The organism is Aliinostoc maniaoense, from assembly GCF_058172895.1.
In genome coordinates this window covers 6,065,494-6,089,975 of record NZ_CP187952.1, presented here as the reverse complement: position 1 = coordinate 6,089,975, position 24,482 = coordinate 6,065,494, and the positions used below count along the sequence as shown (strand labels likewise).

Sequence of the window (24,482 nt, the reverse complement as noted above, 5' to 3'; positions counted from 1 at the left end):
AGCTTGCTTCTCGTAGAGTACCTCTCCCCTGCAAGGAGAAGCCACTGCGTTGGGCGGGTTTCCCGACTTGAAGCAAGTGGCGTAGAGGCTTAAAAACCTTAATCTTTCGTTGAGCTTTCCAGATATTTAAGCCCCTCTCCGCGTCGGAGAGGGGTTGGGGAGAGGTCATCGAACTCACGTTAATGTGATAGTCTTGACTGATTAACCACCGCTAATTTTGACTTTATAACCAAGCTGAGTCAAAATTTCCAAAACTTTCTGTTTATGATCGCCTTGAATCTCTATTTCATTATCTTTAACTGTGCCACCTGTACCGCATTGAGTTTTTAACTTTTTGAGTAAATCTGTTAAGGTTTCTGCTTTAGTTTGAAAACCAGTAATTACCGTCACCGTTTTACCCTTTCTTCCAGAACGGGTGGCTTGGACTCTGAGATTTTGTTGTTTTGGTGGTAAGTCTGGAGTTGCCCTTTCTGTGGCGGCTGGGTTGTTGTTACCAAATTCTCGGTAGGCGTATTTTTTATCAGGAGAGTTGGAATTGGATGAAGACATAAAACTTTAAGTAGAAAATATTGGAGAGGCAATAGCAAGTTTGACTAGAAATTAAATTTTAGACTAAAATCACAAATCCTAGCCATGCCTGTAGCTGGGAAAAAAGCGATCGCCTATTCAACGCGTTACTTCGGTTGATACTCTACTAGAATAGAGTAGAACACAAAGCATATTTAACACCTAGCTAACTCAGCAGTTGCCCATGACCACTTCTAACCGCCGCTATCACATTACTACCTTCGGTTGCCAAATGAATAAAGCCGACTCAGAACGCATGGCTGGCATATTAGAAGATATGGGTTTTGAGTTTTCCGAAGATCCCAACGATGCAGAAGTGATTCTCTACAATACCTGCACCATTCGGGATAATGCCGAACAGAAAGTCTATTCTTACCTCGGCAGACAAGCTAAACGCAAACATCAACAACCGAATTTAACTTTAGTTGTTGCCGGTTGTGTTGCTCAACAAGAAGGGGAAGCACTACTACGACGAGTCCCCGAACTAGATTTAGTCATGGGGCCACAACACGCTAACCGCCTCAAAGATTTATTAGAATCAGTGTTTGCAGGCAACCAAGTTGTCGCTACAGAAGCCGTTCACATTATGGAAGATATCACCCAAGCTCGGAGGGATAGCACCGTTACAGCTTGGGTAAATGTGATTTACGGCTGTAACGAACGCTGTACCTATTGCGTAGTTCCCAACGTGCGCGGTGTGGAACAGTCCCGCACACCGGCAGCCATTCGCGCCGAAATGGAACAATTAGGACAGCAAGGTTACAAAGAAATTACCCTCCTCGGTCAAAATATTGACGCTTACGGACGAGATTTACCAGGAACAACACCAGAAGGAAGACACCTGCACACCTTCACAGATTTACTTTATTACGTCCATGATGTTCCAGGCGTGGAACGTATTCGATTTGCTACAAGTCATCCCCGTTACTTCACGGAGAGATTAATTAAAGCTTGTGCAGAATTGCCCAAAGTCTGTGAACATTTTCACATTCCTTTCCAGTCAGGGGATAATCAACTATTAAAAGCGATGGCACGGGGTTACACTCACGAAAAATATCGGCGGATTATTGATACCATCCGTGAATATATGCCTGATGCCTCAATTAGTGCCGATGCCATTGTTGGTTTCCCTGGAGAAACAGAAGCACAGTTTGAAAATACCTTAAAATTAGTTGATGATATTGGCTTTGACCAGTTAAATACTGCCGCCTATTCTCCCCGTCCCGGCACACCTGCGGCATTGTGGGAAAATCAACTCAGTGAAGAAGTCAAAAGCGATCGCCTACAAAGATTAAACCATTTAGTAGGGATCAAAGCAGCCGAGCGATCGCAACGTTACATGGGACGCATCGAGGAAGTATTAGTAGAAGATCAAAACCCCAAAGACAAAACCCAAGTCATGGGACGTACACGGGGAAATCGGCTGACATTTTTCACCGGTGACATTAACCAATTAAAAGGCGAATTGGTAAAGGTAAAAATCACCGAAGTCCGCGCCTTTAGCTTAACTGGTGAACCTATCGCAGTCCGTCAACCCTTGCCCGTATAGTTTGTAATCAGGACTCAAGTCCTGATCTACACATTCTCCCACAAATGATTATTTCCTCACAAGTTCCTCACAAATTTTTCGTATTTTTAATATTAACTAAAAAAGGCAAGTCTGCTTTTTTTGAAAACTCAATAAAACTTAACTAAGTAGAACAAGTTGAAAAAACCGAACTATGTTAAGTCATGTAAAAATACTAAGATTAAGTTCGTAGTCAGGACTTTAGTCCTGATTTGTTCCCTGCGGGACGCTGCGCGAACGCGGAGGGTCTGTCTACGACACGCTATGCGACGAACGGAGAGAGAACTAAAGTTATCACTAAAAACCTTTTTTTGGAGGCTGATATGCAGTCACTCAATCATCAAAAAGACAGTGCTGCTTGGCTCTTTCAGTCATGGGCTGCTTTTTTGATTTCTGTATCGATGACAACTGCTGGTATTGTTAATCTACCTACAGATAACTGGATTAAAGGTTACATGGGTATGGGTATAGCTTTCTTAACTGGTTCTAGTTTCACTCTGGCGAAAACCATGCGAGATTTACATGAATCGAGAAAGATTGTGGCTCGAATAGATGAAGCCAAAGTAGAGAAGTTATTAGCAGAACATGATAATTTGTTGAAATAAAATTAGCTATAAATGCACCAACATCACACGATGCGTTACGGCTAGATATCAATTGCTCACAAGTTCAAATTCTGTTTGTAGTAGGGACTTTAGTCCTCACATCAAGGGCTTAAGCTCTGATTACAAACAGAAAACTTGATTTTTTCGTCACACTTGCGTAATTCATAATAGTCATGGGTTTTGACTTTTCCCTAGCTTGAAGTAGCCATAATCAATGGTGTTATCATGCCATTTAAAGGACTGATATTACTTTTTAATTCTTGATTTTCTCTAGAACAATTAACCTCACCGTTAATAATCTGACGCAAATAAATACCATAACTACTTTTACCCATAGATGTAGCTAATTGAACAAGCTGATGAGCATCAATATATCCTTGACGATATGCAATTTCTTCAATGCAAGCTATTTTAAAGCCTTGTCTTTGTTCTAATGTCTGGACAAAATTAGATGCTTGATGTAGGGATTCATGTGTACCTGCGTCTAACCAAGTGTATCCCGATCCTAATATTTCTACTTTTAATTTGTCTTGACGAAGATAAGCTAAATTTACATCCGTAATTTCTAATTCGTTCCGCACTGAAGGCTGGAGACTAGCAGCAATTTCTGTAACTTGAGCATCATAAAAGTAAATACCAGGTACAGCATATTTTGATTTAGGAAATTTCGGTTTTTCCTCAATACTAATTGCTTTACCATAGATATCAAATTCAATTACACCATAGTTTTGTGGTTCTGTGACTTTATACCCGAAAATTAAACCTCCATCCTGGAGTGTAGCGGCACGATAGAGAACTTGAGTTAAATTATGTCCATACAATATGTTATCTCCCAAAATCAAACATACTGGCTGATTTTTAATAAAGTCTTTGCTCAAAATAAATGCTTGTGCTAAACCCTCTGGTTGCGGCTGTTCCACATAACTAAACTCCAGTCCCCATTGACTACCATCCTGAAGTAAACGCCGAAAAAGGGGTAAATCTGTGGGAGTAGAAATAATCATAATTTCCCTAATTCCCGCCAGCATTAATACAGACAACGGGTAATAAATCATGGGTTTATCATAAACAGGCATAAGTTGCTTATTCACAACTTGAGTTAACGGATAAAGACGTGTACCAGAACCACCTGCTAGAATAATACCCTTCATTTAGTTATTCCTATGAAATAAGTATGTCGGTGTGAGTATTTATTATTAGGATAATTCAGGAAGTAATAATTAGGACTGACGGAATTGGTATATTTTTGATTTTGAATTGTGAAAAACTTTCGGTGCGTCAGTAATGCACCCTAAATTTGGCAATTTGATGAAGGAATGTTAGTTATTCTCAGTATAATAACTGAGAATAAATTATCGAAGTTCATAATTTTTTTTAATCCAGTTTTGGTATGTACCTGTACATACAGATTCTAGCCAATCTGAGTTGTTAAGATACCATTGGACTGTTTTTAATAAACCACTATCAAAGTTTTCCTTTGGTTGCCAATTTAAATTTTTAGTAATTTTAGTACAATCCATTGCATAGCGACGATCATGACCTGGACGATCTTTAATAAAGGTAATTAGAGATGAATATTTAAAATTTTCTTTGGGTAATAACTGATCTAGAATACAACAAATTTTTTCCACCACTGCTAAATTTGTTTGTTGATTTAGACCACCAATATTATAACTTTCTCCAATCAAACCATCTTTCAAAACCAGATAAATGGCATCACAATGATCGCCTACATAAAGCCAATCGCGGATGTTTTGACCATCACCATATATGGGTAGAGGTTTATTATTTATAGCATTAAGGATAGTTAAAGGTATAAGTTTTTCTGGAAATTGTAGAGGCCCATAATTATTTGAGCAATTGGTTGTTAAAGTTGGTAAACCATAGGTATGATAATAAGAGCGCACGAGATGATCAGCACTGGCTTTAGAAGCTGCATAAGGACTATTGGGTGCATAAGGTGTATCTTCTCGAAAAGCTGGATCTGTTGCTTTTAATGAACCGTACACTTCATCAGTAGATATATGCAGACACCGAAAAGTTTCTTGTTTTGCTGATGTGAGATTTTGCCAATAATCTTTGCTGGCTTCTAATAGTTGAAATGTTCCGACTATATTAGTTTGAATAAAGTTATGGGGGGTTAAAATTGAACGATCAACATGAGTTTCTGCTGCAAAATTAATGACGGCATCAGGTTGATATTGCTCTAGAAGATACCGAACCAACTCATAATTGTTAATATCCCCCTGGACAAAATGATAGTGCGAATCATCTTTTAGTTCTGCTAAACTTTGTAAATTACTTGCGTAAGTCAATTTATCTAAGTTAACTATATTAGCCCATTTTAATTTTCGAGCTTGCAGTACAAAGTTAGCTCCAATAAAGCCGACTCCGCCTGTAACTAAGAACGTTAGCATTTCATTTGAGAAGTAATGGGAATTTCTTGCATTGTATATTTTTTCCCCATTGAATTAAGCTTGAGCTTTTATCGAGAATGAAATTCTACAGTGGTTGCTAAAATTTTGATGTCGTAATGACCAAAGAAATCATTACCGAGTAATCCGATTGGGGCTTTGGGTGCGATCGCAACTTCTATATTTTGCACTCTAGCTCCACCTGCTGTCATCAATTGTACTGTACTCACAGGCAACTGGATTTGGCTACCGTCGGCAATTTGCGCTGTCATAACTCCTGTAGTTTTGAGTTGCAGGGCGTTTGCTGTTCCCATCGTAATCAGGGTATTATTTGCCCCTGTATCTACAATCATCTCAACGGTTTTTTTGTTATTCAAGGTAACATCAATTACAGGAGTTCTACCCAAACGCCGCTTAATGGGAACACGAAATACTTTTTTTTCTGGTTGGGGAGATGTTGTTTTCTCACTGTTAACGCCGCACAGCTTTTCTAATTTAATCGTTCTACCGGAGGCATTAATCATAAAACATTCCCCTGGATCTTCAGCAGTGACATGATGGGGTAATGCTAAAAATATCAATGTTGGTAAGAATGGAATTAAAGCTAAATTAATAGTTTTAATTATCCCCTTATTAGCGTTAATCATTTGATTTGATTTTTAATATTTAAATAAAATCTGATTTTTACCTATAGATTTGTTAGGACTAAAGTCCTTACTACAAACTTTATGTTTTACGTCTATCTATTTTATTTATATGAGATGTAATTTATATATAATACATATATTCACTGAGGAATAAATTAAAGTTTAAGTGAAGACTAGATAAAAGTACTGGAGAGTCGATAAAACTTTGGTAAATTCGGGTATTTTGCAACTTTAATCACAGTTTGTAGCGGCAGATATAGCGGTGGCGATCGCCTGCTTCACAGCTATATCCTTTTGAGATACAATCACTTCTTCTGTAATCGTGCGTTGTGCGACTACTGCACACACAGCAGCCGCCGCCAAGCCATAGACTCCGGCCATTTTAAACAGTGTGCCGCATTCCATTTCATAGTTCAAAATATTTAACCGTCGATATTCTTGAGTTATGCCTTGTAGCGATCGCATTAAATAAGGTTTAGCAGCATCGGTGCGTTCTTGTCCTTCATAAAAGGTATCAACTGAAGCGGTAATTCCCACATAATACTCAATTTCTAATGCTTGTGCAGCCTTTGCCAAAGCCACCGTCAAAAAAGGATCGGCGGCGGCTGGATATTCCACAGGTGCAATATCATTAGCTGCACCTTGACGACACAACGCCGCACTACTAATTACAATACTACCGATAGGGATATGGGGTTGAATTGATCCACAAGTGCCAATACGAATAATTTGTTTTATCCCTACCTGCACCAACTCATTCACAACAATACTTAAAGAAGGCGCACCCATACCGCTAGTAGCTGATAAAATAGGGCGACCATTAGGTAAATATCCCAAATAGCTATGCAGTCCGCGATTTTCTGAAAGTAAACGTACATCCTGTAAATAAGTGTAAGCAATCAACCGCGCACGTTCAGGATCGCCAGATAATAAGGTCATAGTAGGAGGTGTAGAACCTAAATCATCTTGCCCAAAGCCAATATGATAGAAACTTTTCCCGGACATATAATTAACAATATTTTGATACTGTTGTGATATTGCAGAATATATCAAAGTTCCGACTTTTCATCTTAATTAACGCCGTGTGCAACTTCTTTTCAAACCTAACCCCCAACCCCTTCCCTTGTAGGGAAGGGGAGCAAGATTTAAAGTAGAGACGTTGCATGCAACGTCTCTACAGTTGCAGGGGAGAGCTTTGAAGAGGGGTTTATAAGAATAAGTCACACATCGCGTTAATTACGAATTACGAATTACGAATTACGAATTACGAATTACGAATTATTACAACCACAGTGATGGCAACTTCTACCGAGATATTACATCAGATTGCAGATTTTCTGGATGATGATTGGAGAGATAGTAACCAATCTCCTAGCTATTGGTATAAAGGGCGTTGTTTGCAAACAGGAGATTTACTCAGGCTACCTCGTACCCCTTTTGTAGAAGCGATCGCCTGTGGTTTAATGCAGCAATTAGCCAAAGATGAGCGTTATTCTTATGAAGGCAAAATGTATGGTGTTTTGCTCGTGGAATTACCCACAGGTGAACAACGGGTATTAAAAGCTTTTTCTGGTTTGCTCAATGGTGCAAGTGTTGTTGATGGTTGGGTAACACCGATTCCAGGGAGAGAACAAGTAGCTTTACAAGAAGCCCAAACTTTGGCTGAGTTAGAAGCAATCAAGCAAGAACTGATTACCCTGAAGCAATTACCAGCTAGACAAGAGTATGAAACCTTATCCCAGGAGTATGCACAAAAGTTACAACAAATGAGCGATCGCCATACTCATTCTAAACAGCAACGCCAACAAAAACGCCAACAATTTTATGACACACTCACAGGTACAGCCTTAACTTTAGCTTTAGAACAACTAGATGAACAAAGCCGACAACAAGGAATAGAACGCCGCCACCTCAAACGCCAACGCGATGTAAACTTGGCAACTTTAAAACAGGCGATCGCCACCGCAGATATACGCATTCAACAACTCAAACAGCAGCGTAAAGTCATATCTCGACAACTACAAGCACAGATGCACGCGGCTTACTCCCTGATGAACTTTTTAGGGCAATCTTCATCATTACAGCAATTAATGCCCAACGGTTTACCCACAGGTACAGGGGACTGTTGCGCCCCCAAATTACTCCACTACGCCGCCACCCACGCACTTAAACCCCTAGCAATGGCAGAATTTTGGTGGGGAAAATCTCATCAAGATAAAGTCCAGGGGGAATTTTACGGTGCTTGTGCAGAACGCTGTCAGCCGTTGATGAGGTTTTTGTTGGCAGGTTTAAGACCTAACCCCCCTACCCCCTTCCCTGCAAGGGAAGGGGGAGTTTTAAGCCCTTCCCCTACAAGGGGAGGGGTTTGGGGAGAGGTCAAAACTATTTACGAAGACGAACATTTGATTGCTATCAACAAACCTGCGGGATTGTTATCTGTTCCAGGGCGTTATCTCCAAACTCAAGATAGTGTCGTCAGTCGCTGGCGTAATTTATTACCAAATGGGGATAATTTAGCGGCGGTGCATCGCTTAGATCAAGAAACTTCTGGAATCCTGTTACTGGCGCGTGATTCCCAAACCTACCGTCAACTTAGTCAGCAATTCCAACGGCGACAAGTTCACAAGGTGTATGAAGCGATACTAGCAGGGATTGTCACCACAGACACAGGTGTGATTGAATTACCATTATGGGGAAACCCCGAAAATCGACCTTATCAGCAAGTTGATTGGGAACATGGTAAACCCAGCGTGACACGTTTTCAGATAATGGGGCGGGAAGAAAATTATACCCGTGTTGAGTTTGAACCATTAACAGGACGTACCCATCAATTGCGGGTTCATGCTTTGGTAGGATTAGGTGTGATGATTTTAGGCGATCGCCTCTATGGTTGCAATGCTGGGGCGACTCGTTTACACTTGCACGCCAGAGAACTCCGCTTTCAGCATCCCCACAGCCACGCAACTATTCATTTGCAGACTGCAACACCTTTTTAATCTATTTACTGATGCGGTACACTGATCAGGCAACGTGAAGCGTTCTAGGTTCAGGGATAGGCTCTCCTTCTAATTGCCAAGCTTCTAAGTACATTTCAATCACTTCTTCCCCGTTGTGAATTGCTTCTTCACGAGTTTTTCCGTGAGTACAAGGCATCACAACTAGATCGGCAAATTCTGGGATGGTGACAAGGAAAAGCTGATCTTCATCAGACCATTGAATCATCATACTATACTGACTCATAAATCTTTTTCTTCCTCTCTTAAATCCTTTAGTTGACTGAGTAACTTTTCTAGTTGCTTTTCTAGGTAAAGTGGCACATCATCTCCATCCTTCCCTGAGATTGTCAGTGTTTTTCTCAGCAGAGGATGCCGCCAACGTTCATGGCTGCCCTTGCCACGCTTGGATAAGTAAATAAATCCTTCACGGACTGATAACTATAAATAGAATATAGTTAGTTTGCTGAAAAAATTTATGTTACCTAATATCTACGATGTTGTCATAGTTGGGGCTGGGCCAATTGGTTTAGCAACTGCCATTGGTTTACGCAAGCGGGGAATTGAAAATATTTTGGTATTAGATCAAACCCGTGCTTTTCGTCCAGTTGGTCAAATTTTGGATTTGCTTCCCAATGGCTTAAAATCTCTGAAATATTTAGATACTTCTGCTTACGAAGCTGTTAAAAATACATCCCTTGGTTGGTTTAATCCTCAATCATCTCATTCAGGAGAAAATATTCCCAAACCTTTGCCAAAATGGTTTTATAGAAACTTACAAGGAGAGATAATTCGCTCAGTTTCGTTGAGTTTTGATGATTGGTTTCAAAAATATGGTGAAGGTCGATTTTCAATACCTTGGTATGATTTACAAACAACTTTTAGACAACAGTTACCTGAAGAAATTGTTAAGGCTAATCATCGTTGTATTCATGTTGTAGATGAATTAGAAAATAATTGTGTGCGGATAGACTGTGTTTCTGACGCTACAATTTCAGCCAATCCCTATGCCCATTGGCAAGAAAATAAACCTGAAAATCTAGATACGAATACCCAACAACAACTAACTCATAAATCTTTCCGAGCTAGGCTAGTTGTAGCCGCCGACGGTATTAATTCTACAATTCGGCGAGTAGTTTATCAAGATAGTTCTTATGCAGATTATGCCCAGCCGGAATACTCTGGATTTGCTGCTATTTCTTGTCGAGAAATTGCTGATGTTCCCGCAGCAATAGCAACAGAAATCGAAGCCAAATTTCTGCACAATTCACGAGTTACTACTATTTGTCATGATGAGATATCGAGAAAAGCGGCTGGTGAAATGGAAGACACAAGGATGATGTTATTCCGTAGTCGTATTACTAATCAATTTGGCTATCTTATCCATTTCGCTATACCTTTGGCAACTTTAGAAAATCAATCCGGCAGTTCTTTAATTAATTTAGCTGTACAAGCCTTTGAGCAAGCAGGATTTCCCGATATCTTGAAGCAATTAGTTCGTTTATCGCCTCCAGAAAACATGGAACAGCGTCCTTATTACATTCATCGGGCAGTTATTTCTGATTCTGCAACTACAGCAATTCAACCAACTTGGAATGTCGGGAGGGTAGTTTTAGTTGGTGATGCCGCCCACGGAATGCCACCTTTTATGGCGCAAGGTGCTAATCAAGGTTTAGAAGATGCTTTAGCTATTGTGACATTAATTGCTCAAATTGCCTCAGAAAATAACTGGAATAATACACAGGCAATAGCAAAATCATTCCAAAAATATGAAAAATTACGTCGTCCGTGCATGGCGTATGTTCAGGAAGCAACTTTAAACAGACATCCCTATTCTTCAGAAGATAATTGGCAGCAATATAGTCAAAAAATTTATGGACGTAATGTTGGACATATGATGGAAGAATTAGCTAGTTTCTAATAGTCATCATCGGTGAAATACATTAAATGAGTAATGAGTAATAAGTAATGAGTAAACGTGAGTTCGACAAGTCTTTTCTGACCTCTCCCCCAACCCCTCTCCGACGCGGAGAGGGGAGGATGTAGGATGTGTGACGCTGCGAAAGTATGTGAACGTAGTTATGAGACTTATAGCGTCACGCATCAACGATCAATTGTGAAACTTGCGTAAGTCCTGACGAGTAATGAGTCATGATTCATTACTCAAAGAATTTTACTACTGCAAATTTTACTTATACCAATTCTCTAGAAGTTGCACCAAATAAATGATGTAGAGACGTTGCATGCAACGTCTCTACAGTACAGCATAAAGTGCATCTTTATCAAGAAACGGTATTAGGCAGTCAGGGAAAGGATTGTGCATGAATTTTTCAGGATTGAAAAGGTAGAAAATTAACACCCTAGCTTGTCACATCAAGGAATAATTGGTCAATCTAAAATCTAAAATCCAAAATCTAACATTGGTTGATTTTATTTTTGGCTTTTAACTTAGGGTAAGCAATGCGCTTGTGATGGAATTGTTGCCAAACTTCTACAAATATTTCTGCTATTTGTGTCATTTCCTCGCGCGTTAACCCTGAATCAATCAGTTGATTATCTTGCCATCTGGCACGGAGAATATTATTTAGCATGGTTAAGGCTTGTTCAGGATTGACATCTTTGAGCGATCGCAATGCTGCTTCACAAGCATCAGCTAACATGACAATTCCTGTTTCCCGTGATTGGGGAATAGGGCCAGCATAGCGAAAATCAGCTTCATTCACAATAATGCTGGGGTCGGCTTGTGCCATTTGTTCGGCTTGATGATAAAAATAGGCAATTAGCATTGTCCCTTGATGTTCGGGGATAAATGCTTGAATGGCTGTTGGTAACAGGTGTTTCCTCGCCATCACTAACCCTTCGCTAACGTGCTTTTTAATGATTTCTGCACTCTTCCAAGGATCTTTAATTTCTGTTTCGTGTTTGTTTGGCCCCCCCATTTGATTTTCAATAAATCCTAAAGGGTCGTGCATTTTACCAATATCATGGTATAATGTCCCAGCCCTGACTAATTCCACGTTACATCCCAGTTTATTAGCGGCTGCTTCTGCTAGTGTGGCTACGGATAAGGTGTGCTGAAAAGTTCCTGGGGTTTCTGTGGCTAATCGTTTGAGTAACGGCCGGTTGGGATTAGCTAACTCTGCTAACCGAATGGGAGTGACTAAATCAAATAGTTTTTCTAGGTAGGGACTTAAACCTAAAGCCACAATAGTCCAGGCTAAACCGGATAAAGCAAAAAATCCCGCTTCTTGCAGGACAATATACCAACCTGCACCAAAGGCGGCACCAATCAAAAGTTTAATAATTAAGTAAATACTACCTTGAGTGATAGCGATCGCTAAACCTAAAAGTGCCAATTCTTCGCGCGATCGCAATCTTTGCGCTACACAACTCCCTAAAATTCCCCCCACTGCTCCAGCTAATACCGTGATTATACTTATCTCTAAACTAATGGGTAACAATAATAACAATAATCCGATGACTGTCACACCCAATCTAGGGCCATAAAAGCTCCCCAACAATAAACCAACTGCACCCCAAGTAGTATAAGGTACATTAATCGCTAATACTCCCGGTATACTCAAGGTTAATAGTAAAACTAACAGGCGATCGCGTTGTCGCAAGTTGTGCTTAATTCGTCTTTCTAATAATAGAAATACACCAATTGCCCCAGTTACTAAAGTTGCTAACCTCAGCAATCCCCACCAGTTATTTTCTCGCTGAATTAGTTGATAATGCTCTAAAATCTCAAAATGTAATTGTGTGATCACGTCTCCCTTATTGACGATGATCTGACCTTGCTTAACATCAATAAACACAGGACTAACACCATCTGCTGCTTTTTTGGCTTGTTCTTTGCTTTGTTCTGTGTCTATTTTCAAATTAGCTTCTAAGATTGCTAATAAAAGTTTGCTGGCTAAAGCTTCGGCATTTCTGGGGACGAAGACTTGTACTTGTAAGCTCACAGCATTAGTTAAAATACTATCTGGTAAGCCTGGGGGAATACCTTGGGTGAGAATACGTTCTGCACTTTGATTAATGCCTAATTGGGTTTTTCTCCACTCATCATCTGATAATTCCAGCAGCACTGTTTCACTATATATTGTTTCTGGAGTCACACTATTGACTCTAAGTAGTTGAGTGCTAGCTTGAGTATATGCTTGGCGCGCTTGGGATATTTGATTGATGAGTGAGGATAAGTTTTTTTCACCAATCATCAGGCGGTAAGCTAATAGTTCGCCGACGGCTTGGGTAAAATCACCTGTAGGGACAATGTTAATTGGGTTACTATTAGCAGCTTGTTGATTATTATTTTGTCGGAAGCGACGACTTGGCTGTTGTGGGGTAGTATTTTTGAGGGTAGTCAGCACAGCTTGCCATTCTGATTCTGAGCAAGAACGTAAATAATGCTGGGTAGGTATGGACAAAACAGAAGCATCGTAAAACGGAAAAGAACCAGCAACATTACGAATTGCAGTCCCCTCATCTAATAATTTTTGTAACTTTTGGTTGATTTTGGCAGTGATTTCAGTATCAACCATCAATACTGGTGTAGAACGTCTGCTAGCAGTTTTGCGTTTATCGGTTGTTTTTTGTTGATCTTCAATTTTGTCAGTATAAGGAGCTTTAATTGTTTGTGGGGCAACAGTCCCTACTTTTAATTGAGGCTGGTTGTATAGTCCATGCCCCATAACACCAGTCAATGATACAACTGCGATCGCTAAAACTAGAGAAGAACGCCTTTTATGTACCCAACCTAAACCTACTGCCTCAATCCTACTCCGATTTTTGAGCAACTTTTTCATTGTTCTGAGGTCGATTTTGCGTTTTTTCTGGCTGCCGTTATGAGTATATGGGAATAAATGCCAGGGTATTTTCAGGATAATTATTTAATAGCCCATCCTCAATCACAAGTTAAATAGGCGCAAGCCTAGCCGTAGGCTATTACGAATTACGAATTATCTTAACCCTTCCCCATGACCCGAGGAGCAGCATAAACGCAAGGTGGTAAATTTTGGTGAGACATTAAACTTTCCTTTTGTGCAAACTCCTGGGAAGTGAACCCAGGCTGATAAACTCCCGACCAACTAGTCGCAAGCGCATCAGCTAATTCTAGCACTTGTGAAATTTGGCTCAATTGCCTAGTTAACAAAACTCGCCAAGTTGGGGGAATACTCGTGGTTGTGTTATACACACCTGATAAAACCCCAGTGATTACACTGCTATTGGGTAAATATAACTTCTCATATTTTTCTAAGCAGATAGTGTCATAGCGAATTGAGCGTAAAATTGACACAGGTAAGTCTTCTAAATTACTGAGAAAGCAATAAAACGCCATAGCTATTTGGTGCGACAACTTCCCTGGGCTACCTAACTCAGCTTGTACTTTTTCTAAGCCTGCCCCTTGTTGTAATAAATTATTTACTTTTAGTAAATTTTGTGTGGTTGAGGTGTTTGTCTCCCCAATAAAAGCCATGATTTGGGGAATTAGAGTTTGCGGTTGGAGTTTTTCTGTAAGTGATTGGGCGATCGCATATCCTAGAGCTAGGCTACTATCGGTAATTTCTAAGTCCCTATCCCAATGTTTTAACACCCGCAGTATATTTTGGTGTAATTTTACCGGATTTTCGGAGAAAAAAAGAGCAATAGGAATTGTAGCGAATATTATTGTTGATGGTTCTAAATGTGTAAATTTTTGTTGATAAACTTCTAACCAATGATCTATATCAAATTTCCCTAATTGAATCAAACTCCCAACACCAGGAACTAAGCTTTCTAAAAAGTTATTACCTGTGGGATGTGTTGGCTGCCTGCTTTGCAGCAAAGCCTCCCCTACTAACCCTCCCAGAAATGCGCCTCTAAAACGATTTCCAAGTAAATAACGCATAATTTAACTAGGGGTGTAGGGGTGTAGGGGTGTAAGGGAAAATTTTTGCATCAGCCAAATTTATGTCGTTAGCCTTCTCTCCGTTCGCGGAGGATGTCGTAGGCAGACGCTACGCAAACCCTAGGGTATTAGGAATTACGAATTACAAGTCAGATGGTTCACTAAAGCTTGTAAGCCCAATAGGTAACTTTGTACGCCAAACCCGCTAATTTGGCCAATAACTACCGGGGCTATATAAGAATGATGGCGGAACTCTTCGCGGCGATATATGTTACTTAAATGCACTTCTACTGTCGGTATATTTACAGCAGAGATCGCATCTCTCAACGCCACACTCGTATGAGTATAAGCCCCGGCATTAATCAGAATCCCTTGGTGTTTACCTAATGCTTCATGAATCGCATCCACTAACACGCCTTCATGATTAGACTGCAAAGGAAACACTTTTGCCTGTAAATTTAGTGCTGCGTCTGCTAGTAGGGTGTTAATCTCAGACAACGTAGTAGAACCGTAAACCCCTGGTTCTCGTTGTCCCAGTAAATTTAGGTTTGGCCCGTGCAGCACCAAAATACTTATAGGTTGTACTGTCAATGATTGTACCTTCAGGCTACTAACGACGACGCGATCGCTGATCTACAGGTATCGGAATCAGTTCTGGTTCCGGCTCTACTTCAGGCCCTAGTAGGGCTTCAATCAGCTTACGCGCCAATTCTTTTAGCTTTTCCAGTACCTTTTCTATATAGTCCATTAAACTGACTGCTCCTGAGATACTACCTCAATTGTGATTAATAGCTACGCAAAAACTGGCGTAATTTTGCACCTCTGGCTGACAATGGGGCTGATACACACTTTTTCATTCTAGGCATAAGCCACGCTGGAAATTTTAGTGTTGTTATCTCCCTTACTTTTTAGAGTATCACATTCGCAACTGATCGGAAGGTAATAGTGAGTGGGGATTGGCTCTTGTGAATTGTCAAGACGCGATAAATCGCGTCTCTAGTAAAGAACTAACTAACTCTTAACTTGTTTTTTCTTGGTTGTTGTAGTGGATTTTGTGGTGGATTTTGTGGTGGATTTTGTGGTTTTACGGCTAGATTTGCTGGTTGATGCTTTGGCGGCTAACAATTCCAGAGCTTGTTCTAGGGTGACATCTTCTACTGAAACACCTTCTGGGATGCTGACATTGACTTTCCCGTGTTTGATGTAAGGGCCATAGGGGCCGTCGTAGATGTTGACTGGGGTGTCATCGTCTGGGTGTTTACCCAATTCCCTTAAAGCAGCTTTGGACTTACTGCTAGCACCACGGGTTTTTTTCTGTTCTGACAATAATTCCAATGCCCGCTCTAGGGTGATTGTCAAGACATCATCACCTGCTTTTAAAGAACGGTAATCTTTCCCTTCTTTACCTTGGTCATGGACGATATAAGGGCCAAACCTGCCTAAACTCGCTTGAATTTTACAACCTGTGTCTGGGTGTACTCCCAAATGACGGGGAAGTGATAACAAACCGATGGCGGTTTCTAGGGTGATAGTTTCTGGGGTGACACCTTTGGGTAAAGAGGCTTGCTTAGGTTTGGGGTTTTCTTCTGATTTATCGCCCAATTGGACGTAAGGGCCATAAGCACCGATTTTAACGTAAATTGGTTCACCGGTTTCGGGATGGCGGCCTAGTTGGTCTGGCCCTGCGGTTTTTTGCCTGAGCAGGGTTTCAACTTGTTTCGGGTCAAGGTCTGCTGGAGTCAGGTCTTTGGGAATTGAGGCGGTAATTACACCGTCACCGTTATCTACTTCAATGTAAGGGCCGTATTTCCCAATGCGGACTTTGACGGCTAAATTTTCTAGTTCTACGGTTCTAGCTTTACTGGCATCAATTTGACTTTCCTGCTCTTTGACTAGGGTTTCTAAACCTTTGTCACCCAGATAAAATTCCCGCAGATAAGGCAGCCATTTAGCTTCACCTTCGGCGATGTCGTCTAGGGTTTGCTCCATTTTGGAGGTAAAGCTAGGGTCAACGATATCGGGGAAATGTTTTTCTAGTAGGTCGGTGACAGCGAAAGCGGTAAATGTGGGAATTAGGGCATTATTTACCAGTTGGGCGTAACCCTTATCAATAATTGTGCCGATAATGCTGGCGTAGGTACTAGGACGACCAATACCTTCACTTTCTAAGGTTTTGACTAGGGTGGCTTCGGTGTATCTGGCAGGCGGTTGGGTTTCGTGGTCAACGGTATCTAAATTTTTACAATCAGGATGATCCCCAACTTTTAACCCTGGTAAAATTACTTCTTGGTCTTCTAATGCGGCTTCGGGATCATCAGAACCTTCGACGTAGGCGCGTAGATAACCAGGAAAATCAATGCGTTTACCGGAAGAACGGAAACCCGCATCCTCAACTTTTAGCTGGACGGTGATTTGGGTTTGGCGGGAGTCTGCCATTTGACAGGCAACTGTACGCTTCCAAATCAAGTCATACAGGGCTAATTCCCGACCACTTAACCCAGTTTCTTGGGGAGTGCGGAAACTGCTACCAGCCGGACGAATGGCTTCGTGGGCTTCCTGCGCGCCTTTGGATTTGGTGGTGTATTGTCTCGGTTGGGGACTGAGATAGTTTTTGCCGTATAGTTTTTCTACACAATCACGAGCAGCTGCGATCGCCTGTTCTGACAAATGCACCGAGTCTGTACGCATATAGGTAATATACCCTTGTTCATACAAACTCTGGGCAACGCGCATGGTGTCCCGTGCCGAAAGCCGCAATTTCCGGTTAGCTTCTTGTTGCAATGTGGAAGTAGTGAACGGTGGCGCAGGTTTACGGGTAACTGGCCGTTCTTCCACTTCGGAGACTGTCCAGGGTTTACCAGTCAGGCGTTCCTTGAGAGCAATGGCATCTGATTCAGATAGCAGCACCACATTGCGTCCGGCGGCGATTTGTCCTGTGGATGAGTCAAAATCGCTGCCTGTTGCTACTTTTGTGCCGCCTAGAGTCACTAACAGGGCGGTAAAAGGGGCTTTATTCTGCTCTAGGTATGCCTTTAAATCCCAGTATGTACCTTCTCGGAAGGCGCGGCGTTGACGTTCTTTAGTCACCAACAACCGCACGGCTACAGACTGTACTCGTCCGGCGGATAATCCCCAGGCAATTTTTTTCCACAACAAAGGCGAGAGGGTGTAGCCGACCAATCGGTCTAAAATTCGCCGAGTTTCTTGAGCGCGGACTAACTGCTCATCAATATTGCGGCAGTTTTTCAAAGCCTTTTTAATCGCGTCTTGGGTGATTTCATGAAACACCATCCGCTTAGTCGGGATTTTCGGCTTAAGTAGCTGGTATAAATGCCAACTAATACTTTCACCTTCGCGGTCTTCGTCAGTTGCCAGTATCAGTTCAGTTGCTTCTTTTAAAGCATCTTTCAGCTGAGTGACAATTTTCTTTTTGTCTTTGGGGACAACGTATACAGGTTCAAAGTCTGCGTCCACATTCACACCAAGCTGCGCCCATGCTTCCCCTTTAACAGCAGCAGGAATTTCGCTAGCCGACTGGGGTAGGTCACGCACATGACCCATCGACGCTTCTACCCGATAGTCTCTTGGTAGGTAGTTGCGAATGGTGCGAGCTTTAGTTGGAGATTCGACAATGACGAGAGTTGACATGGAAATTTCAATAAAAAAATAGCTATGAAGCTAAACAGTCAAATTGAGCTAATTTCAGCGAAATGTCAAGAGGGTATTGGGAATGGGGCATGGGGAATTGGGCATTGGGCATGGGGGAGGCAGCCGTGTGGGCGGGTTTCCCGACTTGAGCGGACTGCCGTCATGGGGCATTGGGGTTAAATCTCCTCTGCTCTTTATTCCCCTGTTTCTACTCCCTACTCACTACTCCCCACTATGCTTTGTCAGCTATTTCTAATCTTTAACTTATCAATGGCATAATTGGCGACTACTGTTTTCAAAATACATCACGATTCAATTGTGCGATCGCCTCCGGCGGGCGGTTACGCCATCGCTTTGTTTAGGGGTATGGGGGTGTAAGGGTGTAGGGGAAGTAGAGGGAGGCAAGGTAGGCAGGGGAGCAGGGGAGCAGGGGAGACAAGGGAGAAGATTTCACTCTATCCCATGCCCGATGCCCGATGCCCAATGCCCAATGCCCCATGCCCAATTCCCAACAACCTGTGACAGAATTAAAGCAAATTTGAGAAAAAAAGCGTAGTGGGGTTTGTACTTATCCACTAAGAAAAAACTATGCAGCCAATTCGTCAAGGTGATCTTATTTTAATACTTATGTAAAAAGCTACATTTGAAGTAATACCTCACTTAAAGTTTGGCAGAGAGCAAATTTACAGGATATAAGCATCGCATCACTGGGGGCAAGGCTGAGTTATTAAATAAAAATGTTACTCTCTACTTACGTGTGATTTCTGAAATAGCTTTGCTCTCTCATGAGTAAGACCGCGCGATTAAAATTTATCAAGGTCATTGGATGGTGAAAATTAAGCGAGAATATGTGCCGGAAGCTTGGCGTTATGTCGCTGATTAATAATGTATTTGTAAACGCACAGGAGCGCGGAGGTTAATGCCAAGTGGCGCAGAGATTTAATGAGTATTTGTGACATTTTTCATTACGGTGTCGCCCTGCCGGAAGAATATGGTAAAGTCCACTCCAGAGAATGGCATCCTCAATGGTTGTTAACACAAGACAACGCCGAATTGCGTCGGGTGTTAATTCAGGGTATTTATTGGGTACACTCGCATCTGTGCCGAATTACAAGCAAGAGAATGAGATAGTTGGAAAGAATATACCTTTTTACAGATTGACAATTTTATTGATGTCGAGCCAATTTATTTATTAAAAATGACCTACCCTAGCATGGGATTTATTCACGTTTTGCGAGTTCCTCCTGATACTAATTAACCACGGGAAGTTATTCGCTGGTTGAATTGGGGCGTTTACCCAGAGGATTTTGCTGTGCAAAGTTAATTTACATATATAAAATTTCGTATTTTACCATACATTTAAATAAATATTTAAAATGAGACTTTGCTATTCATAAAGTTGTGCTAACATATAATTGGAGAAGTTAATTTCGGCGAAACGTATCTTGTTTTTATTCATAATTGCAAGCGGCTCTCCGGATAAACATCTCTGCATCAATGGATTCTGGAGAGTTTCATGTCAATCTACGTAGGGAACCTATCCTACAGCGTCACTCAAGACGACTTATCTAAAGTATTTTCTGAATACGGAACAGTTACACGCGTACAGTTACCTACAGATAGGGAAACTGGCCGCGTTCGTGGCTTTGGTTTCGTAGAAATGGAAACATCGGCTGCGGAAGACGCTGCGATTCAAGCCCTAGATGGTGCTGAATGGATGGGTCGTGTAATGAAAGTTAACAAAGCTCGTCCACGGGAGGAGAAAAGCTCTCGCTCTGGTGGTGGTAGTTGGGGAAGAAATAATGGTGGATACTCAAGTCAATACTAAAAGTTTTGAGTAAATTCAGCATTTAAAAAAAATTCATCATCCCATAATCGGCGGTTTAGTAATCTACTGAACCGTTTTTTAATTTTATCTGATTTATCCGCATTTATCTGTGGTGATTTTTTTTACCAAGCTTCTCCCGGAGAAGGGGCTTGGTAAGGGAAGAAGGGGTGAGAGAAAAAACGTGTGGGGAGTGTGGAGGGTAATTTTTTGGATACTTAGCTAGAAATCCCACACAAAATTTCGTTTACCTGGGAAGAAGGAGCAGCCCAAGTAGGGGCAACCTCACTCATATTGCGGGTAGCTTAGTTTTTCTTGTTCCCTTCCATCTATCTATCAGTCCTATAGAAATTCTATATATAGGAATCATATTTGATTTCTGTTGGCGTAGCCTGCGCTAGCGCATAAAAAACTAAGTACACCTCTGTTACTTCTTTTCCCGTTCCCCCAACGCCGTTCCCTGTTCCCTACCTACGCAAATAATTTCAATAATCAAGTCGGATTCCTATATATTGCTGTTTTCAACTTAAACTAAATTTGCTAAATTAACTCAAATAAAAATTTTATTTCCCGGAAATTAATAAAAAATTAAGCATTATATTAGTTGTTTTATTGTAATAAAATACCTGTTTAACTAAATTTTCCCAAATTTTAACCAATTATTTACTTCAGAAAATCTAAATTTAAAATATATTGCTAATAGGTAACAGACAGAAATTTAAGACAACAAATTTTGACAGTAATTTGACTTTTAATTAAGAATTTCTCTCTATAGATTATGGGAGACAAACGATTTCATGAAAATATTTAATTGATGCCGAGTATGAGTCTCTAAAACCTAGTTAGAAACTCATAAGAAGTATGGGCTGTTACTTATTTAAGAAACAGCTAGATTTTGAGATGCTTACAGTTCAGTCAGTGTGTTAACTAACCTATTTTATGTCTCAATCTCAATTGCATACACCACAAAAAATTGCAGACAGTTATACAGGTAAATTTTTAACGCCCTTCCAACGTAGGCTACTGCAAAAAAGTTTGCAAGAGAATTTACCAGCGTCTTATCGTCAGCGTATTGAAATAATGCTGTTAGCAGATCAAGGTAAATCTCAAACAGCAATTTGCCAAAATTTAGGTTGTTGTCCGGCTACAGCTAGGCATTGGATGCACATTGCCCGGAGTGGTATGGCGCACCAATGGCAAGATTGTCCGATTGGTCGTCCTAAAGCAGTTAACGAGCAATATTTAGCACGATTAAAAGAATTGATTAGTCATAGTCCCCGCGATTATGGCTATTCTTTTAGACGATGGACTGCTAATTGGTTACAGAAACATTTAGCAAAAGAATTAGGGATTGAAATTAGCGATCGCCATATCAAGCGACTACTCAAACAAATGGGATTATCTACTAAATCAAAACCAGATAAATCCCCAATAATAGCAGATAAAAAAGCGAATAATTCCAGTATATTGATTCACGACCTGAAATCCGAAGACATGACAGATAGTCACGGATTTATGCCGATCAATTTAGAAAAATTAGGTACGGAGTCAGAAATTCATGGTGCAACAAATATCCGAACCCTTGCTGTCATTAGAACAGTTAAACAATGCGTTAGGTTATTGCCTTTCGCCAGCAGAGTTTCAAACTTATTATCAACAGTTTAAATTCCTCACCCCGAAAGTTGGCAAATTTTGGACAGGTAAGAATGTTGAGCCGGGAATTTATATTGCGATCGCTGGTAAGGTACGTTTATTAGATGACAATGGGGAATTAATCACCAGCTTGGAAACTGGGGAATCATTCGGGGAATTTACCCTATTTCCAGAACAAGCATTTCCAGCGTATGGAGCAAGAGCAAGTATCAATTTGCAATTATGCTTCATACCCGGTGAAGTGATTGCATCTTTGATCAAACAGTACCCTCCTATCAAAGAGCATTTGTTAGCCAAAGCACAAGCACGCCATCGTCTGTTGGGTAACACCTCTCAAACAACCGCAACCAAGACTGATGCTCCATCAACACCAGTCATAGAGTCAAAACCCAAGACAATCAGCAAAGCCTACTTTCCCCATCCCACCCAACGTGTCAACCATTTTTTACAAAAAGTAACCCGTCGCTATCCTTTTTTTGCTCAACAAAGTGCATCAGATTGTGGTGCAGCGTGTTTGGTGATGGTGTCTCGGTATTGGGGGAAGCGTTTTAGTGTTAACCGCTTGCGAGATATTGCCAATGTAGATAGGAATGGCGCATCCTTGCGGGGTTTGTCTGCGGCGGCTGAAAGTATCGGTTTTGCTACCAGACCAGTCAAAGCTAGTTTAGATCAATTAGCTAAACAAAAATTACCTGCGATCGCACATTGGGAAGGTAAACATTATATTGTCGTCTATGAAATCACTTCCCAGCACGTCATTGTTGCCGATCCTGCCATTGGACAACGCACCCTCACCCATAACGAATTTAAAGCAGATTGGAGTGGTTACACATTACTACTACAACCAACAGCTTTTTTCAAGGATACTCAAGAAGCAACAACACCTTTTTGGCAATTTTTTGAACTAGTTAAGCCCCATAGTTTAGTATTGTTCGAGGTATTTATTACCTCTATCTTTATCCAAATATTTGGTCTAATTACCCCTCTATTCACCCAGTTGATTTTAGACCGAGTAGTAGTACAACGTTCTGAGCTAACTTTATTTGCTGTTGGCTTAGGATTGCTCATATTTAATTTATTCCGCGTAGCAATGACCGGGTTGAGACAATATTTGCTCGACCACACTGCCCATAAAATAGATATAGCTTTGATTGTGGCATTTATTCGCCACACTCTCCGGCTACCATTGAGCTTTTTTGAATCCCGTTATGTAGGCGATATTATCTCTCGCGTCCAGGAAAACCAGAAAATTCAACGTTTCCTTTCCGGTGAAGCCTTATCAATTCTCTTAGACTTGCTTACAGTCTTTATTTATGTAGGATTGATGTTTTGGTATAGCTGGAAAATGGCATTATTGGTATTAGTAATTGTGCCACCTTTTGTAATTTTGGCATTAGTTGCTACACCATTTCTCCGCAAAATATCTAGGGAAATCTTCAATGCTGCTACTAATGAAAGTAGTTACCTGATTGAAGTTTTATCTGGTGTGCGGACAGTCAAAGCCACCGCAGTAGAACAAACAGTACGCTGGCATTGGGAAGAGTTGTTACATAAAGAAACCAAAACTAGTTTTTCTGGACAAGTTATTGGCAATCGCCTGCAAATCTTTAGCAACGCAATTCAAGCAGTAATTACCACAGCATTACTTTGGTTCGGCGCGCATCAAGTCATTAATAATCAATTAACCATTGGTCAATTAGTAGCATTTAATATGCTGCTGGATAATATTATTACTCCCTTCCAAAGACTCACAGTTTTATGGAATGAATTGCAAGAAGTGACCATTGCTGTAGAACGGATTAATGATGTATTAGATACCGAACCAGAAGAAGATTTACAACATCAATCACGGCAATCATTACCACAAATTAAGGGTCATATTCGTTTTGAAAACGTCACATTTCGTTATCACCCAGAAAGTGATATTAATATTTTAGAAAACCTGAACTTTGAAGTTAAACCAGGTCAAGTAGTGGCGTTGGTAGGGCGGAGTGGTTCAGGTAAAACTACAATTTCTAAGTTAGTTTTAGGCTTGTATCCCCCTACAGATGGTAAAGTTTTCATTGATGGTCAAGATATTACTAGTATTTCCTTACGTTCCTTACGGGAACAGGTGGGAGTTGTTGACCAAGATACCTTTCTGTTTGGCAGTACAATTAGGGAGAATATTAGCTTAGGATATCCCGGTGCTAGCTTAGAATCCATTATTGCAGCCGCTCAATTAGCTGGTGCTGATGATTTCATTAAAAAGTTACCTTTAGGCTATGAAACCCAGATTGGAGAAGGCGGAGGAATGCTATCTGGTGGACAACGCCAAAGAATTGCGATCGCCAGAGCATTACTCGGTGATCCAAAACTGCTAATCTTAGATGAAGCTACTTCCCATTTAGATGCTGAATCAGAAAGAATTATTCAGCGCAACTTTAACACTATCCTCAAGAATAGAACTACCTTAATTATTGCCCATCGTCTCTCTACAGTCCGTAATGCAGATTTAATTTTAGTCCTCGATAAAGGTCTATTAATTGAACAGGGAACTCACGAACAGTTGATGAGCAAAAAAGGTCATTATTATTATCTCAATCAACAGCAGTTAGACTCTGGAATTGAATCCCAACTTTTGTAATCAGTAAGTCCGTAGCAAAAATACAACCTTTCAAGTATCCCACGGATTAA

21 protein-coding genes are annotated in these 24,482 nt (G+C 40.8%); 9 read left to right on the top strand and 12 right to left on the bottom strand.

Annotated features, from left to right (window positions below; genetic code table 11):
- Window positions 1-201: 201 nt before the first annotated feature.
- Window positions 202-549 carry a translation initiation factor gene (locus tag ACPZ3T_RS26680; protein WP_490272447.1) on the bottom strand — a complete coding sequence of 116 codons (348 nt, stop codon included), beginning with the start codon at window positions 547-549 and terminating at the stop codon, window positions 202-204.
- A gap of 202 nt (window positions 550-751) precedes the next feature.
- Between ACPZ3T_RS26680 and miaB the strand changes: the two genes are divergently transcribed.
- Together miaB and ACPZ3T_RS26670 are read left to right on the top strand one after the other, a co-directional pair.
- Window positions 752-2,116 (top strand): tRNA (N6-isopentenyl adenosine(37)-C2)-methylthiotransferase MiaB, encoded by a 1,365-nt coding sequence (gene miaB / locus ACPZ3T_RS26675; RefSeq protein ID WP_490272445.1) that lies wholly within the window; start codon window positions 752-754, stop codon window positions 2,114-2,116.
- Between the two features lie 341 nt (window positions 2,117-2,457).
- Complete coding sequence (locus tag ACPZ3T_RS26670) at window positions 2,458-2,739, top strand: YiaA/YiaB family inner membrane protein (RefSeq protein ID WP_490272444.1); 282 nt, start codon at window positions 2,458-2,460, stop codon at window positions 2,737-2,739.
- A gap of 191 nt (window positions 2,740-2,930) precedes the next feature.
- Here ACPZ3T_RS26670 and rfbA read toward each other — a convergent pair whose 3' ends face one another.
- The 4 genes from rfbA to ACPZ3T_RS26650 form a co-directional block, all read right to left on the bottom strand.
- Window positions 2,931-3,890: a glucose-1-phosphate thymidylyltransferase RfbA gene (gene rfbA, locus ACPZ3T_RS26665; protein WP_490272442.1), complete on the bottom strand. Its 960-nt coding sequence runs from the start codon at window positions 3,888-3,890 to the stop codon at window positions 2,931-2,933.
- A 201-nt stretch (window positions 3,891-4,091) separates the two neighbouring features.
- Window positions 4,092-5,156, bottom strand: coding sequence for a dTDP-glucose 4,6-dehydratase (rfbB, locus tag ACPZ3T_RS26660; protein WP_490272440.1), 1,065 nt, complete (start codon window positions 5,154-5,156; stop codon window positions 4,092-4,094).
- Between the two features lie 68 nt (window positions 5,157-5,224).
- Complete coding sequence (locus tag ACPZ3T_RS26655) at window positions 5,225-5,800, bottom strand: retropepsin-like aspartic protease family protein (protein WP_490272438.1); 576 nt, start codon at window positions 5,798-5,800, stop codon at window positions 5,225-5,227.
- A 231-nt stretch (window positions 5,801-6,031) separates the two neighbouring features.
- The gene (locus tag ACPZ3T_RS26650; protein ID WP_490277383.1) at window positions 6,032-6,805 is read right to left on the bottom strand and encodes a nucleoside phosphorylase; all 774 of its coding nucleotides are present in this window, start codon (window positions 6,803-6,805) and stop codon (window positions 6,032-6,034) included.
- A gap of 290 nt (window positions 6,806-7,095) precedes the next feature.
- Between ACPZ3T_RS26650 and ACPZ3T_RS26645 the strand changes: the two genes are divergently transcribed.
- Window positions 7,096-8,796 carry an RluA family pseudouridine synthase gene (locus ACPZ3T_RS26645; protein ID WP_490272436.1) on the top strand — a complete coding sequence of 567 codons (1,701 nt, stop codon included), beginning with the start codon at window positions 7,096-7,098 and terminating at the stop codon, window positions 8,794-8,796.
- 25 nt (window positions 8,797-8,821) lie between these two features.
- Here the strand turns inward: ACPZ3T_RS26645 and ACPZ3T_RS26640 are convergent, their stop codons facing one another.
- On the bottom strand, window positions 8,822-9,040 hold the full coding sequence (locus ACPZ3T_RS26640) for a type II toxin-antitoxin system HicB family antitoxin (RefSeq protein WP_490272435.1): 219 nt from the start codon (window positions 9,038-9,040) through the stop codon (window positions 8,822-8,824).
- On the bottom strand, window positions 9,037-9,159 hold the full coding sequence (locus ACPZ3T_RS26635) for a hypothetical protein (RefSeq protein ID WP_490277382.1): 123 nt from the start codon (window positions 9,157-9,159) through the stop codon (window positions 9,037-9,039). The genes ACPZ3T_RS26640 and ACPZ3T_RS26635 overlap by 4 nt, the downstream gene beginning before the upstream one ends.
- Window positions 9,160-9,271: 112 nt before the next feature.
- Here ACPZ3T_RS26635 and ACPZ3T_RS26630 point away from each other — a divergent pair, with 112 nt between their 5' ends.
- Window positions 9,272-10,714: an FAD-dependent oxidoreductase gene (locus tag ACPZ3T_RS26630; protein ID WP_490272433.1), complete on the top strand. Its 1,443-nt coding sequence runs from the start codon at window positions 9,272-9,274 to the stop codon at window positions 10,712-10,714.
- A gap of 493 nt (window positions 10,715-11,207) precedes the next feature.
- Here ACPZ3T_RS26630 and ACPZ3T_RS26625 read toward each other — a convergent pair whose 3' ends face one another.
- The 5 genes from ACPZ3T_RS26625 to topA all read right to left on the bottom strand — a co-directional run bounded on the left by ACPZ3T_RS26625 (window position 11,208) and on the right by topA (window position 18,328).
- Window positions 11,208-13,598, bottom strand: a complete 2,391-nt coding sequence (locus ACPZ3T_RS26625) for an HD family phosphohydrolase (protein WP_490272432.1) — start codon at window positions 13,596-13,598, stop codon at window positions 11,208-11,210.
- 158 nt (window positions 13,599-13,756) lie between these two features.
- Window positions 13,757-14,680: an ADP-ribosylglycohydrolase family protein gene (locus ACPZ3T_RS26620; RefSeq protein WP_490272431.1), complete on the bottom strand. Its 924-nt coding sequence runs from the start codon at window positions 14,678-14,680 to the stop codon at window positions 13,757-13,759.
- A gap of 135 nt (window positions 14,681-14,815) precedes the next feature.
- Complete coding sequence (gene aroQ / locus ACPZ3T_RS26615) at window positions 14,816-15,271, bottom strand: type II 3-dehydroquinate dehydratase (RefSeq protein ID WP_490272430.1); 456 nt, start codon at window positions 15,269-15,271, stop codon at window positions 14,816-14,818.
- A 19-nt stretch (window positions 15,272-15,290) separates the two neighbouring features.
- The gene (locus ACPZ3T_RS26610) at window positions 15,291-15,428 is read right to left on the bottom strand and encodes a hypothetical protein (RefSeq protein ID WP_490272428.1); all 138 of its coding nucleotides are present in this window, start codon (window positions 15,426-15,428) and stop codon (window positions 15,291-15,293) included.
- Window positions 15,429-15,691: 263 nt separating this feature from the next.
- The gene (gene topA, locus ACPZ3T_RS26605; RefSeq protein WP_490272427.1) at window positions 15,692-18,328 is read right to left on the bottom strand and encodes a type I DNA topoisomerase; all 2,637 of its coding nucleotides are present in this window, start codon (window positions 18,326-18,328) and stop codon (window positions 15,692-15,694) included.
- A gap of 316 nt (window positions 18,329-18,644) precedes the next feature.
- Between topA and ACPZ3T_RS26600 the strand changes: the two genes are divergently transcribed.
- The 5 genes from ACPZ3T_RS26600 (at window position 18,645) to ACPZ3T_RS26580 (ending at window position 24,432) form a co-directional block, all read left to right on the top strand.
- Window positions 18,645-18,884: a hypothetical protein gene (locus tag ACPZ3T_RS26600; protein ID WP_490272425.1), complete on the top strand. Its 240-nt coding sequence runs from the start codon at window positions 18,645-18,647 to the stop codon at window positions 18,882-18,884.
- A gap of 386 nt (window positions 18,885-19,270) precedes the next feature.
- The gene (locus ACPZ3T_RS26595) at window positions 19,271-19,459 is read left to right on the top strand and encodes a hypothetical protein (protein WP_490272424.1); all 189 of its coding nucleotides are present in this window, start codon (window positions 19,271-19,273) and stop codon (window positions 19,457-19,459) included.
- A 385-nt stretch (window positions 19,460-19,844) separates the two neighbouring features.
- A complete protein-coding gene (gene rbp, locus ACPZ3T_RS26590; protein ID WP_490272422.1) occupies window positions 19,845-20,156 on the top strand; it encodes an RNA-binding regulator in 312 nt (103 codons plus the stop codon).
- A 936-nt stretch (window positions 20,157-21,092) separates the two neighbouring features.
- Window positions 21,093-21,818, top strand: coding sequence for a helix-turn-helix domain-containing protein (locus tag ACPZ3T_RS26585; protein WP_490272421.1), 726 nt, complete (start codon window positions 21,093-21,095; stop codon window positions 21,816-21,818).
- The gene (locus ACPZ3T_RS26580; RefSeq protein WP_490272420.1) at window positions 21,712-24,432 is read left to right on the top strand and encodes an ABC transporter transmembrane domain-containing protein; all 2,721 of its coding nucleotides are present in this window, start codon (window positions 21,712-21,714) and stop codon (window positions 24,430-24,432) included. Before ACPZ3T_RS26585 ends, ACPZ3T_RS26580 begins: the two co-directional genes overlap by 107 nt.
- The last annotated feature ends 50 nt before the right edge of the window (window positions 24,433-24,482 follow it).